This window comes from uncultured Sulfitobacter sp., assembly GCF_947500075.1.
In the GTDB taxonomy this organism is placed as follows: Bacteria; Pseudomonadota; Alphaproteobacteria; order Rhodobacterales; family Rhodobacteraceae; genus Sulfitobacter.
Map to the genome: position 1 here is coordinate 566,780 of NZ_CANMQS010000002.1, position 14,365 is coordinate 581,144.

The window sequence follows — 14,365 nt, forward strand, 5'->3', positions numbered from 1 at the left end:
GGGGCAGGTCTTCAGCGGCGAAGCCAGCGAAAGCTGCGCAGCCCCACCAAGGCGGCCAGCATCAACCAGACCGGTGCAGGCAGCGGAATCGGCTGCACGCCGTCAGGCAGAACGCCACCCCCGACACCGGGCGTGCCCCCGCCGCCACCACCGCCGCCGCCACCGCCGACGAAGATCGGGCCGCCTCCACCGCCGGGTGTCCCGCCGCCGCCACCGCCGCCAACGGGCGTACCAATCGGGCCGCGACGGTCTGCGGGGCCATCGTCAAAACCCGCAAGCAAAGGCAGCCAGAACGCCGCTTCGGGCAGGACATCTCCCGCATCCACAGGGCCAACCGCTTCAAAAGGCACAACTTCCTTGCGGCAAAAATCAGCATAGCGGGCGAAATACTGGTCCCATTCGCCTTCCGACGGCGCGCGCCCGATCAGCGCGGCGAGCCGGTACGGCGTCAGCGCCTTGACGCAGGGTTTGGGCAGGCAGGTGCGGGGCATCCGCGCCCCTTTGCCCGTCGCGTGAAAGGCAAGATCAATGTGATGCTCCTGAATGCAGTCGAAGCCAAGCGGGTCCCGCACGGTCAGATCTTCAATGCGCAGATCCTCCAGGTCTTCGGGCAGCGCAAAGGGGTCAAGCGGCATGGTCGCGGCAGACGCACCCGTCCCGAGCGCAGCACAGGCCACGGCAACGACTTTCCCCAGATCTGCGGCACCTTTGCCGAACATGACGGACCCCCACATCCCTCTACGCGCGGTGAGACGCCTCGCGGCACGTCCCGCGCGCGCAAATAGCTGCACGAACAAGGACGTCAGATGTATCAGGAGGAAGGATGTTTGCGTCAGAACAGGACGCCGACCACATCAAGCCGTACCGATACCAGAATACTCACCAAAACGCGGCCATTTCTGACCAACCCCGGCTGTCTACCTGAAATCAGGTTGAATTTCAAGGACTTTGTCAAAAATGGGGCGGATTTGGGGCAAATCAGGCGGGAAGAGGGCAGTGGCGTGGTGCGGATCACGCGGCGGTTCGGGAAAGGGCGGGAAAGGGAGGTATGGTAGGCCCGGCAGGACTTGAACCCGCAACCAAAGCGTTATGAGCGCTCTGCTCTAACCAATTGAGCTACAGGCCCGCCATAGGCTACGGGTATGCGCAGGCTGGCGGATGGTCAAGCCTTGGTGTTGCGCAAGGCCCGCGTACAGCGACCGTTGCGCGCAGGGGCGCAATGCACTAACCGGGGCGGCATCGGATTGCAGGCAAGGGGACGCGCGATGACTTCACCTAAAAACGGGATCACCTACGCGGAAGCCGGGGTGGATATCGACGCGGGCAACGCGCTGGTGGAGCGGATCAAACCCGCCGCCAAACGCACCACACGTCCCGGTGTGATGGCGGGCCTTGGTGGCTTTGGCGCGTTGTTTGACCTCAAGGGGGCAGGGTTTGTCGATCCGGTGCTGGTGGCGGCGACGGACGGTGTGGGCACCAAGCTGCGCATCGCGATTGATACCGGCAACGTGGACAGCATCGGCATTGATCTGGTTGCCATGTGCGTCAACGATCTGGTCTGCCAAGGGGCGGAGCCGTTGTTTTTCCTCGACTATTTCGCCACCGGCAAGCTGGAGCTGGATCAGGCGACTACGATCATCGAAGGCATCGCCGAAGGTTGCGCGCGCTCTGGCTGTGCGCTGATCGGCGGTGAAACGGCAGAGATGCCGGGCATGTACGATGCGGGCGACTTTGATCTGGCGGGATTCTCTGTTGGTGCGATGGAGCGGGGCACGGAGCTGCCCCGCGATGTGGCCGAAGGCGATGTGCTGCTGGGGTTGCCCAGCGACGGCGTGCATTCCAACGGCTATTCGCTGGTGCGCAAGATTGTCGAACTCAGCGGGCTGCAATGGAGCGACGCCTGCCCTTGGGAAGACGGCTCATTGGGTGCGGCACTGCTGACGCCCACGCGGCTCTATGTGAAAGGCGCCGTTGCGGCGTTGCGTGGCGATTGCGTGTCGGCGCTGGCGCATATCACCGGCGGTGGCTTGACCGAAAACCTGCCGCGCGTGCTGCCTGAGGGGCTGGGCGCGGACATTGATCTGGACGCATGGGATCTGCCGCCGGTGTTCAAATGGCTGGCCGCACAGGGCGGTATGGCAGAAGCGGAAATGCTCAAGACTTTCAACGCAGGGCTTGGCATGGTTGCCGTGGTCAGCGCAGACACGGTGGCCGCCGCGAAAGAGGCCTTTGCCAGCGACGGGCACGCCGCCATCGAGATTGGCCGCATCACCACAGGGGACGGCGTGCGCTACACAGGCAGCCTGCTTTGACCAAACGGGTGGCGATCTTTGTCTCCGGCGGCGGGTCAAACATGCGCGCGCTGGTGGAGGACATGACGGGCGATCATCCCGCCCGGCCTGCGGTGGTGTTTTCCAACAACGCAGATGCCGGTGGCATCGCCTGGGCCAAGGCGCAGGGCATCGCGACAGCGGTGGTTGATCACCGGCCTTTCAAAGGGGACCGCCCGGCGTTTGAAGCAGCGATCAGCACGGCGCTGGCCCCCCACGCACCCGACATGATCTGCCTTGCAGGGTTCATGCGCGTGCTGACAGGCGCTTTCATTGACCAATGGACAGGCCGGATGATCAACATCCACCCGTCGCTGCTGCCCAAATACAAAGGCCTGCACACCCACGCGCGCGCGCTGGAGGCAGGCGAAGCGGAACATGGCTGCACCGTGCATGAAGTGACAGCGGCGCTGGACGATGGCCCGATTCTGGGGCAGGCGCGCCTTGCCATAAACGCCGAAGATACCGCCGAAACCCTCGCGGCGCGGGTGCTGACGCTGGAACACCGGCTGTATCCGGCTGTCTTGCGCCGATTTGCTGCCGGTGACAAACGCATGGTCGACGTGCAGGGGGCCTGAACCCTAGTCAACCGTCAGGCTTTGCTATACTTCTTTGAATTCAAGCGGGTTCCGCCGCCTGGTGAGACAAAGTGAGCCTATGAGAACCCTGACCACCACCGCCGATCTTGCGGCGTTCTGCGAGGAAGCAGCCCAGCACCCCTACGTGACCGTCGATACCGAGTTCCTGCGGGAACGGACGTATTACTCCAAGCTGTGCCTTGTGCAGCTGGCCATGCCGGGCACGGACGACAGCAACGGTGTTCTGATCGATCCCTTGGCGGATGGCATCTCCATGGCGCCGCTCTATGAGCTTTTTCGCGACACCTCCGTGGTGAAGGTCTTCCACGCCGCGCGTCAGGACCTTGAGATTTTCTTTGTCGATGACAAGGTTTTCCCGGAACCTCTGTTTGACACGCAGGTGGCGGCGATGGTCTGCGGCTTTGGCGAACAGGTCGGCTATGAAACACTGGTGCGCAAGATCTGCCACACCGGAGTCGACAAGACATCGCGCTTTACCGATTGGTCGCGCAGGCCGCTGTCAGACGCGCAAAAGCGCTATGCTCTGGCCGATGTCACGCACCTGCGCCAGATCTATGAATTCCTTGCCAAAAAGCTGGAGGAAACCGGCCGCGCGCGCTGGGTGGCGGAGGAGTTGGAAATCCTGACCAACCCCGCGACCTACATCACCGCCCCGCGTGATGCGTGGAAAAGGGTGAAAACCCGGACCCATTCGGCCAAGTTCCTGGCCCTTGTGCGCGAACTCGCGGCGTTTCGTGAGGAATACGCCCAAGCGCGCAACGTACCGCGCAACCGCGTCTACAAGGACGATGCGCTGGTCGAACTGGCGGGCCTGAAACCCACCTCGATGGAGGAACTCAGCCGCGCGCGTCTGTTGCTGCGCGAAGCACGCAAGGGCGATATTGCTGACGGCATCCTCAAGGCGATCAAGGCAGGGCTGGCCTGCAAGCCTGATGATATGCCCCAGCCCGACCGCAGCCGCGACCGGATACAGGTGAACCCGGCATTGGCCGATCTGCTGCGCGTGTTGCTCAAGGCCAAGACCGAACAGGCAGGTGTGGCGGCCAAGCTGATCGCGCCTGCGGCCGATCTGGACGGAATCGCCGCCGGACAGCGCGATCTGCCTGCGCTCAAAGGCTGGCGGCGGGAGGTCTTTGGTGACGACGCGCTGCGTCTGTGCGAGGGCAAGATCGCCCTCACGGCCGTTGGCAGCGACGTCAAAGTGGTGGAGGTCTAGGGTCTGTTGATATTCAGCACAGTTCACCAGTTTCAGTCCGAGATTGCTCAGGTCTAGGAACGTGAGCGCAGCAATAGCGGGTTACTGCAAGCTCACGTGACGCCGCGCTGGGCGAAATCTGTCTCGCTCTGGTGAAGTGTGCTGAATATCAACAGACCCTAGCGCCGCGACTCAACTGCATTGCGGCGCGCTTCCACCCGGATCACCCGGACACCGCGCAACATCTGATCGGTTACATGGCGCGCCGCGATCACCTCGCGGGTGGGCTGTGCGCCCACATTGGTGCGCGTGGCGGGCAACACCCGCTCAAGCCGGTAGGCCAGAACCCCATCAACGGCTTCTTCGTCTTCGTTCACCGGCGTGAGGCGCACGTCATAGCTGCCTTGCCGCGCGGCAAGGCCGGTGGCCCGAATGACCGCGCCGCCCGGAATACGTTCAATTGTGAGGTTGGTGACCTGATCGAAGGGCGACCCATTGTACTCTGCCGCTTTTTCCCGCGCCGAGGCAAAGAGCCCGCCGCGTGTGGGGATCAGCGGATTGGTCTGCGCCTGCGGCTCAACCGGAACCGACCGGGACTGCCCGAACCAGTTGAACGGATTGACGCGACTGTCACGGACCGCACCACAGGCGCTGAGGGTGAGGGTTGCCACCAACAAAAGGGAAACGGTCTTGCTCATGCGCTCTGCCTTCGGGACTACGTGTTTTTTACGTGGTTACCCCATCCGTTCTGCCTTGGGAAGGGGCTGGACCTTTGGCGGGCTTGGACCTACCTCAGTCACGCAGCAGTCACGAAGGAGCCTGAGCATGGCGAGCGCCGCATTTGAAGAGCTTGTGGAGGATTTCGAGTTCCTTGAGGACTGGGAGGACCGCTATCGTCATGTGATCGAGCAGGGCAAGGACATGGACCCGCTGGCAGAGGCCCTGTGCGTGCCTGCCACCAAGGTGGATGGCTGCGCCTCTCAGGTCTGGCTGCACGCGCAGTTTGACGGCGGCAAACTGCATTTTGATGGTGCGAGCGATGCGATGATCGTCTCTGGCCTGATCGCGGTTTTACGAAAACTTTACAACGGCTTGTCCCCGGCAGAGGTGCTGGCCGTCGACGCCCGTGCAGAGATGACCCGGCTGGGGTTGAACGACCATCTGTCCGCGCAACGCTCCAACGGGCTGCGCGCGATGATTGAGCGGATCAAGGAGACGGCAGCGCAGGCGGGCTGAGGGGGATGTGCTCCGTCTTGGCGGCGCGCATGGTGTGGCTGTTGCGGATTGGTTTTTTTTACCATTTGGAAGCAGGGTTGGCGCGTTGCGCGTCATCGCGGCCCGGTCACAGTTTGGCGAGTGTGGTTTTCAGGTCGCCGTAGCCGGTGAAGCGCCGCTCAAACGCGAGGCCGAGGCGGGTGGCGCAGTCTTCTGCCTTGGCGGTCAGGTCCGGGTCATCTGTCTGGGCCTGATAGACCAGTTTTTCATAATTGCCGAAATACATGTCGCGCAGATCCGGGTGGCGGTCGAGGCCCATGGGTTTCCAGATAAAGGCGTCAAACTGGCGCACGAGGAAGTCGGTAAGGTAGAAGCTGGTGAATTCCGCGTCCTGCTTGGCGGCAAAGGCATCATTGCCTTCGAAAAAGCTGTAGCAATGGGGGCCTGCGATCATCTCGACCCCCATTTCGTCACATGCGGCTTGCAGCAGGCCGCCGGTGCCGCAATCGGCGTAGACCACAAAGATATCGTCGTAGGCCGCGCGGTGTTTTGCCACGCTCTTGCGGACTTCATCGGTGATCTTGTCAGGGTAAAGGTGATACTTCGCAGGCAGGCAGGTCAGATCCAGATGATGCCAGCCGTTCAGCGCCTTCAGATCGAGGATCTCCCGCGCCAGCGCACCACAGGCGATCAGCAGCACGCGCCCGTGTTTGTGTTCAATCTTCAGACCGTCTTCGGTCAGGGTGGCATCAGAGGGGATCATCGGTTCAGATACCGGATCGCAACAGCCGCGATCAGAAACGCGGGCAGGGCGGCGACCATCAGGCCGGGGCCACCAAGGCTCATCAGCCAGACGGAGGCGCCAGCGGCGATCAGAACGCTGAGCAGGATGATCGCGAAACGGGCATTGGGCATCATGTCCTCCTGTCTGGGTTCAAGATAGGCACGGGTCGGCACAGAAAAAAGGCCCCGCCGTGGGGCAGGGCCTTTGAAAGGGGGCTGGCCCATGATCAGGCGGATTGCATGCTGTTGTGCTTGCGCGCCATCCATTCTTTCGCTGTCTCCACCGCCACAGCGGCGTCGCGGCAATAGGCGTCGGCACCAATGGCCTTGCCAAATTCCTCGTTCAGGGGGGCGCCACCGACCAGCACGATGTAATCGTCGCGGATGCCCTGTTCGACCATCGTGTCGATGACAACCTTCATGTAGGGCATGGTGGTGGTCAGCAGGGCGGACATGCCCAGAATATCGGGGCCTTCCTTTTCAATCGCTTCAAGGTAGCTTTCCACCGGGTTGTTGATGCCCAGATCGACCACTTCAAACCCGGCACCTTCCATCATCATGCCGACAAGGTTCTTGCCGATGTCGTGGATGTCGCCCTTCACGGTGCCGATCACCATCTTGCCCACGCGCGGCGCGCCGGTTTCGGCCAGCAGGGGCTTGAGGATGGCCATGCCGCCCTTCATGGCGTTGGCCGCCAGCAGCACTTCGGGCACAAACAGGATCCCGTCGCGGAAATCCGCGCCAACGATGGTCATGCCACCCACCAGCGCTTCGGTCAGGATCTTGTAGGGTTCCCACTTCCGCTCAAGCAGGATGTTCACGCCTTCTTCGATCTCTTCCTTGAGACCGTCATAGAGGTCATCGAACATTTGTTGGACAAGCTCTTCGTCGTCCAGATCTGCCAGGATAATTTCGTCTTCGTCTGACATCGCTTTTCCTTTTGCTCGTGACCTAGGCGTCAGGTCTGACGATAGTGATGGCATGAAAAAGCGCGAAGAGAGGCTCGAATTACGACATCGGCCAAGCAAAGGGCGACGCTTTTGTCACAGTTGATCCGGCGGAATATACACTTAGCCCCAAGGGATTAGCACATGGTAATTGTTCATTTTGATTATCTGTTTGGTTCAATTTCGACGGATGCCGCAGGCCAGGGCTTTCAGGTAATCGCGCCTTTGACCTGCGCGAGAAGCCCATCGGATGCGCGCGCCAGCAGCGACGCATCCGTGCCGCAGGCCACAAAGGTGAACCCTTCGTTCAGCAGCGTCGCGGCGAAGGCAGGGTCCAGCACCAGCGTGCCGACCGGCATGCCTTTGGCGATCAGCTTTTGCGCAGCCGGTCTGATCAGGTCCCAGACCTCCGGGTCCATCGGATTGCCCACTTTGCCGATGTCTGCTGCAATATCGCCGGGGCCGAAGAAAATGCCGTGCACCCCGTCCACAGCGGCGATGGCTTCGGCTTCAGCAACAGCGGCGCGGGTTTCAACCTGCAACAGGACGGTGGTCTCCTCCTCAACCCGCGCGACGTAATCGCTGACGCGGCCAAACCGCGTGGCCCGCGTCGCCCCTGACACGCCGCGCACGCCACGGGGCGGATAGCGGGTGGCGGCGACCGCGCGCTGCGCTTCTTCGACGGAGTTGATCATCGGAAACAGCAAGCCCGGCGCGCCCAGATCCAGCAGGCGTTTCACGGCAACCGCGTCGTTCCATTCGACCCGCACGATGGCAGTTGTGTTGCTGGCGGCAAAAGCCTGTAACTGGCCAAGAACGCTGAAATAATCGTTGGGGCTGTGCTCCATGTCGACAAGCGCCCAGTCGTATCCGGCATGTGCCGTGACTTCAGCCACGAAGTTGCTGCACAGGCTGATCCACAGGCCGATCTGCTTGTCACCTGCTGCCAGCGCATGGGTGAAAGGGTTGGATGCCAGTTTCATGTCAGATCGTCCTCTCCGCGCCGCACGGCGGCTTCAACCTCGGCGATGTCAGCCGCTGAAAGCCCGTAGTCCCGCGCCGCTGCGCTGGCCGAGATATAGCCGCGCGCGAGGTCGCGCTTGACCAGCGCAGGCGCGCGCGACGACGGGTCGCCGTAGCCCGCACCGCCCGGAAAGGCCATCACCACCCGGCGTCCATGGGGCACGAATTGCTTGCCCTTCACGCGCATCGCACTGCCATCATCCTGCGCAATGGTGGTGGCCCCCCCTGCCGCGCCGCCGCGCCGGCCACGGGCGGGGTGATCGGCCCGGTCGAACATCGCCTGTATGTCGAATTCATAGCCCTCCTGTGCGCCCACTTCCATGTATTGACCCAGCCCGCCCCGCGTCTTGCCGGCACCGCCCGAATCCGGGCGCAGCTCCTTGCGCCAGATGATCACCGGGCCTGCGTGCTCTGTCGCTTCGATCGGCATGGTCATCACGCCGGAGGGGAAAGCCGTGGCGTTCAGCCCGTCATGCTCGGGCCGCGCGCCTGATCCGCCGGAGTTGAACGTCAGCACCTCGGCGCGGCGCGCACCTGCGGGGGCAGGGCCGTCTGTTCTGGGGCGCAGGCTGACCTGAAAGTTGCACAGGCATCCGGCCCCTTCCGCAGGCACCAGCCCCGGCACGATCTTGTCAAAAGCGTCAAAGACCGCATCCGGCACAAAGTGACCGACGATATGGCGCAGGGCCACGGGGGCAGGGTGCAGGGCATTGACGATGGTGTTTTCGGGCGCTGTCACTTCAAACGGGGCGAGGGAGGCAGCGTTGTTGGGGATCTCCGGCGCAATCGCCACTTTCAGCGCGTAACAGGCATAGGCCTTGGCGTAGACCAGCGGGCAGTTGATGCCCTTCTTGTCCACAGCGGAAGAGCCGGTGAAATCCGTCACGATCCTGTCGCCCTCAACGCTGACCTTGACCTTCAGCGTGATCGGCTGGTCAAACCCATCCATCGTCATCGCCCCTTCTGCCGTTTCCTGCGGCAGGGTGGCAATCCGTTCAATCGTGGCGCGCCGGGAGTTATCAAGGATGAATCCCGCGATCCCATCAAGATCATCCAGCGCAAACTCCGCCATCATGTCGATCAGGCGGCGGTGCCCGATCTCGTTGCAGGTGGCGAGCGCATAGATATCCCCGATCAGCTGATCCGGCTCGCGCACATTGCCCCGGATGATGCGGGTCAGGGTTTCATCCACCGCGCCTTTGTTGGCGAACTTCATGATCGGGATGTAGAGACCCTCTTCATAGACCGAATGGGCATCGGCACCAAAGCCGCGCCCGCCAATGTCCACCACATGCGCCGTACAGGCGAAAAAGCCCACCAGCATGCCCTTGTGAAAGGAGGGTGTGACCATGGTGATGTCATGCAGGTGACCTGTGCCCTCCCATGGGTCGTTGGTGATGTAAACGTCCCCCTCAAGGATGTTCTCGCGCCTGATGCGCCGGATGAAATGCGCCACCGCATCGGCCATGGCGTTCACATGGCCGGGTGTGCCCGTGACCGCCTGCGCCAGCATCCGGCCATGGGTGTCATAGACCCCGGCAGACAGATCACCCGCTTCGCGCACGGAGGTGGAAAAGGCCGTGCGCACAAGCGCTTGCGCCTGTTCTTCCACGACCGAAATCAGGCGGTTCCACATCACCTGATAGGCGACATTTGAAGGATCCTGTGTCATGCCGACGCTCCCTTTTTGACGACGTCAATACAGCCGTCCGGCTGGCGGATCGCCATGCGGCTGGCAGGGACGATGATGGTGGTTTCCGCCTCTGTGATGGCGGCGGGGCCCTGGGTGCAGGTGCCGCTTTCCATATGGTCGCGGTCGATGATGCCCGCCTCCAGAAAGGCGCCCCTGCCTGCGTCAAACACCTGCCGGGTGCCCGCTTTGCCCGCCTCCGCATCGCCCGCAACAGCGGAGACAGGTGCCACCTCTTCGGGTGGGGTGGTGGCATTGACGGACCAGACGGTAATCTCGATGTCCATGCCCGCAACCGGCCGCCCGAACAGCTTGGTGTATTCCTCCTCGAACCGCGCCTCAAAGGTGGCGGCATCGGGCTGCATCGCCTGCGCCTCGGTCAGGTCGATGGGAATCTCCCAGCCCTGACCAGTGTAGCGCATGTAGACCTTGAACTCAGACAGGATCGGGCTGTCCGCATCGCAGGTGCGCACAAAGCCTGTGGCCTCGGCTTTGAGATCACTCAGCAGGGACTTGATCCGCAGGCCGTCAAAATCGCTGAGCTTCATGTAGACGGACCGGTTCGCTTCAAAACTGAACGGCGCGCGCAAAAACCCGATGGCAGAGCCGACCCCGGCACCCGGCGGCACCAGCAGGCGGTCCACGCCGAGCTTTTCACACAAGCGCCCCGCATGCAGGGGGGCGGCACCGCCAAAGGCGATCATGGTGTAGTCTGACAGGTCTTCGCCATTCTCCACCGCATGAACGCGGGCCGCGTTGGACATGTTCTCATCCACCACTTCCGCCACGCCAAAAGCCGCCTCAACCGCGTCCATCCCCAGCGTGTCGCCGACATGGGCCAGCAAAGCGGCCTGCGATTCATCAGCATGCAAGGGGATGGAACCGCCCGCAAAATGATCCGCATCCAGCTTGCCCAGCACCAGATCGGCGTCCGTCACCCCCGGCCGGTCGCCGCCGCGGCCATAACAGGCCGGTCCGGGTTCAGAACCTGCGCTTTCCGGCCCCACCCGGATCTGCTGCATCGCATCCACATGCGCCAAGGACCCGCCGCCCGCGCCAATCTCAACCATGTCAATCACGGGGATGGAGATCGGCATGCCGGAGCCTTTCTTGAACCGATAGGTCCGCGCAACTTCAAAGACACGGGCCGTCTTTGGCGTCTGGTTCTTGATCAGGCAAATCTTGGCCGTGGTCCCGCCCATGTCAAAAGACAACACCTTATCAATGCCATAGCGCGCCGCGATATGCGCGGCAAAGACCGCCCCCCCCGCCGGGCCGGATTCCACCAGCCGCACAGGGAAATCAGCCGCGTTCTGGATCGAAATGATCCCGCCGCCTGAGTGCATCAGGAAAATCCGGCACCCGACACCTTGCGCCTTCAACCGTTCCTCAAGCCGACCCAGATAGGAGGCCATCAGCGGCTTGATATAGGCATTGGCCACCACGGTGTTGAACCGCTCATACTCCCGCATCTGCGGGCTGACCTCGGAAGAGATGGAGACCGAAACACCCGGCAGTTTCTGCGCCAGCACATCGCGAACCTGCTGTTCGTGGGCCGGGTTGAGGTAGGAATGGATCAGCCCGACCGCAACGCTTTCAAAACCGCCCTGCGCGATCTGCGCCACCACGGCTTCAACCTCTGCCTTATCCAGCGGGATCAGCACGGTGCCGTTGGCATCGACCCGCTCGGACACGGTGAAGCGCATCTGACGGGGCAGCAAGGGGTCGGGCAGGTTGAGGTTCAGATCATATTGCTCAAACCGGCTCTCCGTGCGCATCTCGATCACATCGCGAAACCCTTCGGTCGTGATCAACGCGGTTTTCGCGCCGCGCCGTTCGATCAGCGCATTTGTGGCCAGCGTGGTGCCGTGGATGATCTGCCCGATCTGGCTGGGCTCAATCCCGGCCTTGGCGCAGACCTGATGCATGCCGTCGATGATGGCGTTCTCAGGGGCCGCATAGGTGGTCAGCACCTTGGTTGAGAACGTCTCTCCCTGCTTTTCCAGAACCACATCCGTAAACGTGCCCCCGATATCCACCCCAAGCCGCACGGCTGTTGTTTTCATCTTGTCTCTCCCGTCTGCTGTCCGATCCAATCGCGGAACGGACAGCTTTCGCGGGATTAGACACGCATGGCAGGCGAAAGCAATTTGAATGTGGTGAAGGTGTGCAGATCACGCACTGCGGCGTCGGCCCCCCCGGCGCGCTGTGCGGGCAGGGGCGGCGTTCTCTCCCGTCCCGTCATGGGCGGAGGAGAACCCGCCAAGTGCCGCTTCAATCTCAGCCAGTTCGGGGGCGGCGCCTTTTGGTGTGCTGTCCAGCGCGTCGCGCATCCGTTCCAGATGTTCCGGCATCGTACCACAGCAGCCGCCAATGACCGAAGCGCCGCAGTTGCGCGCCATCACCGCATAGGTCGCCATCAATTCAGGTGTGCCATCGTAGTGAATATGGCCGTCGACGTATTTCGGAATGCCCGCGTTGCCCTTGGCGATCAGGGGCAGGGTGTTTTCCTTCGCGGCCATGCCCAGCACCGTGCGCAGCAGATCCGACGCGCCCGTGCCGCAATTCGCGCCGTACCCCAGTGGCGCGGCATCCAGCGCATGCACCATCTCCACCATCCCTTCGGAGGTCACACCCATCATCGTGCGCCCGGCGGTGTCAAAGCTCATCGTGCCACACCAGGGCAGGCCCGCACGCGCAAACCCTTCGGCGGCGGCGCGGTATTCTTCCGGCGCGCTGATCGTCTCCAGCCAGCCCACATCTGCGCCGCCTTCTTTCAAGCCATCGGCGGTTTCGTGAAACATCTCCACCGCCAGCGCATGGCTGAGCGTGCCAACAGGCTCCATGATTTCACCGGTGGGCCCGACAGAGCCTGCAACAATCACCCGGCGTCCGGCAGTATCGGCGGCGTCCCGGCCCAGTTCAGCGGCAACACGGCTCAATTCATGGGCGCGCTTGGCGGCGTCATGCAGTTTCAGACGCGATGCGTTTGCGCCAAAGCTGTTGGTCAGGAACAGATCGCTGCCCGCATTCACCGCACCGCGATAGAGCGTCAGGATCTTGTCAGGGGCATCGGTATTCCACAACTCCGGCGCGTCGCCAGACATCAGCCCCATGTTGAACAGGTTGGTGCCCGTTGCCCCGTCAGCCAGCAAGACGCCTTTTTCGGCAAGCAAAGTGGAGAATACATCGGTCATGGCGGCCCCGCGCGTTGTGTGCGGATCAGCCTAGAGCATGCAGGTTAACACCGGGCAAGCTCATTATCCTCATTTTGATAATGAGCCTGCCTTCAACTCGCCCCTGCGGGGCGGGTGTCAGTCGTGTTCCTCAAAGATCTCTGCTTTGGCCTGCGCCATCAGCGTTTTCATCTGGCTGCGGATTGTCGCCTCATCCGCTTTGTCGCCCAGATCACCGGAAACCTTGCGGTAGACATCTTCATCGCCCGCTTCCTCGAAATCGGCCTTGATCACCTCTTTGGCGTATTCCGCCGCTGCATCCCCTGTCTTGCCCATCAGCTCCGCTGCCCACAGACCCAGCAGCTTGTTGCGGCGGGCTTCGGCCTTGAACTGCATCTCTTCATCATGGGCGAATTTGTTTTCAAACGCATTTTCACGGTCGTTGAAGGTGCTCATTGAGGGGGTCCTTTTCCAAAAGCCTGTCCATTTGAATATGCGTATCGCAAAGCGGCTCCACAAGAGCAATAAGCATTGCCAGCGCGCTTGCAGCGCTGGGGGGCTTGGACTAAGACAGGCGCATAAAGGGCCCCAGGACCATCCAGAGGGGCTTTGGGGTGAAAGGACGCATATGGCGCGCCGTAAAATGATCTACGAAGGCAAGGCTAAGATTATCTACGAAGGCACGGAGCCGGGCACGATTGTGCAGTACTTCAAGGATGACGCCACCGCATTCAACGCCCAGAAAAAGGACGTGATCGAAGGCAAGGGGGTTCTGAACAACCGCCTGTCCGAATATTTCATGACCGGGCTGAACCAGATCGGTGTGCCCACGCATTTCATCAAACGCCTGAACATGCGCGAACAACTCTGCCGTCAGGTCGAAATCGTGCCGCTCGAAGTGATCGTGCGCAACTACGCGGCGGGCACCATGTCCAAACGCCTCGGCATCGACGAAGGCACGCAACTGCCGCGCCCCATCGTTGAATATTGCCTCAAGGACGACAGCCTGGGCGATCCTCTGGTGACTGAAGAACACATCGCCGCTTTCGGCTGGGCCAGCCAGCAGGACATGGAAGACATCCTCAGCCTTGCCTTGCGGGTGAATGACTTCATGTCCGGCGTGATGATGGCCGTCGGCATCCGTCTGGTGGACTTCAAGATCGAGATTGGCCGCGTCTATGATGGCGATTTCCAGCGCCTGATCGTCGCCGACGAGATCAGCCCCGACAGCTGCCGCCTGTGGGACATTGAGACGGGCCAGAAGCTCGACAAGGACGTGTTCCGCCGCGATCTGGGCTCGCTCACGGATGCCTATACCGAAGTGGCCAAACGGCTGGGCGTGATGCCCAAGACCTCCACACCGATTACCAAACCGACACTGATTAACTGATCTGCTCAAGGGGAACG

At 62.0% G+C, this 14,365-nt stretch carries 15 protein-coding genes and 1 tRNA gene; 5 read left to right on the plus strand and 11 right to left on the minus strand.

Translation table 11 applies throughout. From position 1 onward, the window contains the following. Positions 1 to 11 precede the first annotated feature (11 nt). Both Q1A91_RS07725 and Q1A91_RS07730 read right to left on the minus strand, forming a co-directional pair. A complete protein-coding gene (locus Q1A91_RS07725) occupies positions 12 to 719 on the minus strand; it encodes a hypothetical protein (RefSeq protein ID WP_299875261.1) in 708 nt (235 codons plus the stop codon). A gap of 330 nt (positions 720 to 1,049) precedes the next feature. Continuing rightward, positions 1,050 to 1,126, minus strand: a tRNA-Ile gene (locus tag Q1A91_RS07730). A gap of 139 nt (positions 1,127 to 1,265) precedes the next feature. Here Q1A91_RS07730 and purM point away from each other — a divergent pair. From purM to rnd, 3 genes are all read left to right on the plus strand, one after another. Further along, entirely contained in the window at positions 1,266 to 2,312 is a 1,047-nt protein-coding gene (gene purM / locus Q1A91_RS07735) for a phosphoribosylformylglycinamidine cyclo-ligase (protein ID WP_299875264.1), read from the plus strand. After that, entirely contained in the window at positions 2,309 to 2,908 is a 600-nt protein-coding gene (gene purN / locus Q1A91_RS07740) for a phosphoribosylglycinamide formyltransferase (RefSeq protein ID WP_299875267.1), read from the plus strand. The genes purM and purN overlap by 4 nt, the downstream gene beginning before the upstream one ends. A 79-nt stretch (positions 2,909 to 2,987) precedes the next feature. Next, the gene (gene rnd / locus Q1A91_RS07745; RefSeq protein ID WP_299875270.1) at positions 2,988 to 4,145 is read left to right on the plus strand and encodes a ribonuclease D; all 1,158 of its coding nucleotides are present in this window, start codon (positions 2,988 to 2,990) and stop codon (positions 4,143 to 4,145) included. Positions 4,146 to 4,303: 158 nt separating this feature from the next. On the opposite strand, the gene Q1A91_RS07750 is transcribed toward rnd, so the two are convergent. Next, positions 4,304 to 4,822: a hypothetical protein gene (locus Q1A91_RS07750; protein WP_299875272.1), complete on the minus strand. Its 519-nt coding sequence runs from the start codon at positions 4,820 to 4,822 to the stop codon at positions 4,304 to 4,306. 127 nt (positions 4,823 to 4,949) lie between these two features. Here Q1A91_RS07750 and Q1A91_RS07755 point away from each other — a divergent pair, with 127 nt between their 5' ends. Further along, positions 4,950 to 5,360 (plus strand): SufE family protein, encoded by a 411-nt coding sequence (locus Q1A91_RS07755; protein WP_299875274.1) that lies wholly within the window; start codon positions 4,950 to 4,952, stop codon positions 5,358 to 5,360. Between the two features lie 106 nt (positions 5,361 to 5,466). Here Q1A91_RS07755 and Q1A91_RS07760 read toward each other — a convergent pair whose 3' ends face one another. The 8 genes from Q1A91_RS07760 to Q1A91_RS07795 all read right to left on the minus strand — a co-directional run bounded on the left by Q1A91_RS07760 (position 5,467) and on the right by Q1A91_RS07795 (position 13,414). Next, a complete protein-coding gene (locus tag Q1A91_RS07760; protein WP_299875277.1) occupies positions 5,467 to 6,102 on the minus strand; it encodes a DUF1638 domain-containing protein in 636 nt (211 codons plus the stop codon). Beyond that, positions 6,099 to 6,254, minus strand: coding sequence for a hypothetical protein (locus tag Q1A91_RS07765; protein WP_299875280.1), 156 nt, complete (start codon positions 6,252 to 6,254; stop codon positions 6,099 to 6,101). Before Q1A91_RS07765 ends, Q1A91_RS07760 begins: the two co-directional genes overlap by 4 nt. 95 nt (positions 6,255 to 6,349) lie before the next feature. Beyond that, complete coding sequence (locus Q1A91_RS07770; RefSeq protein ID WP_299875283.1) at positions 6,350 to 7,051, minus strand: B12-binding domain-containing protein; 702 nt, start codon at positions 7,049 to 7,051, stop codon at positions 6,350 to 6,352. 227 nt (positions 7,052 to 7,278) lie between these two features. Continuing rightward, a complete protein-coding gene (locus Q1A91_RS07775; RefSeq protein WP_299875288.1) occupies positions 7,279 to 8,052 on the minus strand; it encodes an aldolase/citrate lyase family protein in 774 nt (257 codons plus the stop codon). Beyond that, positions 8,049 to 9,764 carry a hydantoinase B/oxoprolinase family protein gene (locus Q1A91_RS07780; protein ID WP_299875291.1) on the minus strand — a complete coding sequence of 572 codons (1,716 nt, stop codon included), beginning with the start codon at positions 9,762 to 9,764 and terminating at the stop codon, positions 8,049 to 8,051. Before Q1A91_RS07780 ends, Q1A91_RS07775 begins: the two co-directional genes overlap by 4 nt. After that, positions 9,761 to 11,848: a hydantoinase/oxoprolinase family protein gene (locus Q1A91_RS07785; protein WP_299875294.1), complete on the minus strand. Its 2,088-nt coding sequence runs from the start codon at positions 11,846 to 11,848 to the stop codon at positions 9,761 to 9,763. The genes Q1A91_RS07780 and Q1A91_RS07785 overlap by 4 nt, the downstream gene beginning before the upstream one ends. 108 nt (positions 11,849 to 11,956) lie before the next feature. Beyond that, positions 11,957 to 12,979 carry a betaine--homocysteine S-methyltransferase gene (gene bmt, locus Q1A91_RS07790; protein ID WP_299875297.1) on the minus strand — a complete coding sequence of 341 codons (1,023 nt, stop codon included), beginning with the start codon at positions 12,977 to 12,979 and terminating at the stop codon, positions 11,957 to 11,959. A 117-nt stretch (positions 12,980 to 13,096) separates the two neighbouring features. Continuing rightward, positions 13,097 to 13,414 (minus strand): DUF1476 domain-containing protein, encoded by a 318-nt coding sequence (locus Q1A91_RS07795; RefSeq protein ID WP_299875299.1) that lies wholly within the window; start codon positions 13,412 to 13,414, stop codon positions 13,097 to 13,099. Positions 13,415 to 13,586: 172 nt separating this feature from the next. Between Q1A91_RS07795 and purC the strand changes: the two genes are divergently transcribed. Next, a complete protein-coding gene (purC, locus tag Q1A91_RS07800; protein ID WP_299875302.1) occupies positions 13,587 to 14,348 on the plus strand; it encodes a phosphoribosylaminoimidazolesuccinocarboxamide synthase in 762 nt (253 codons plus the stop codon). Positions 14,349 to 14,365: the final 17 nt, after the last annotated feature.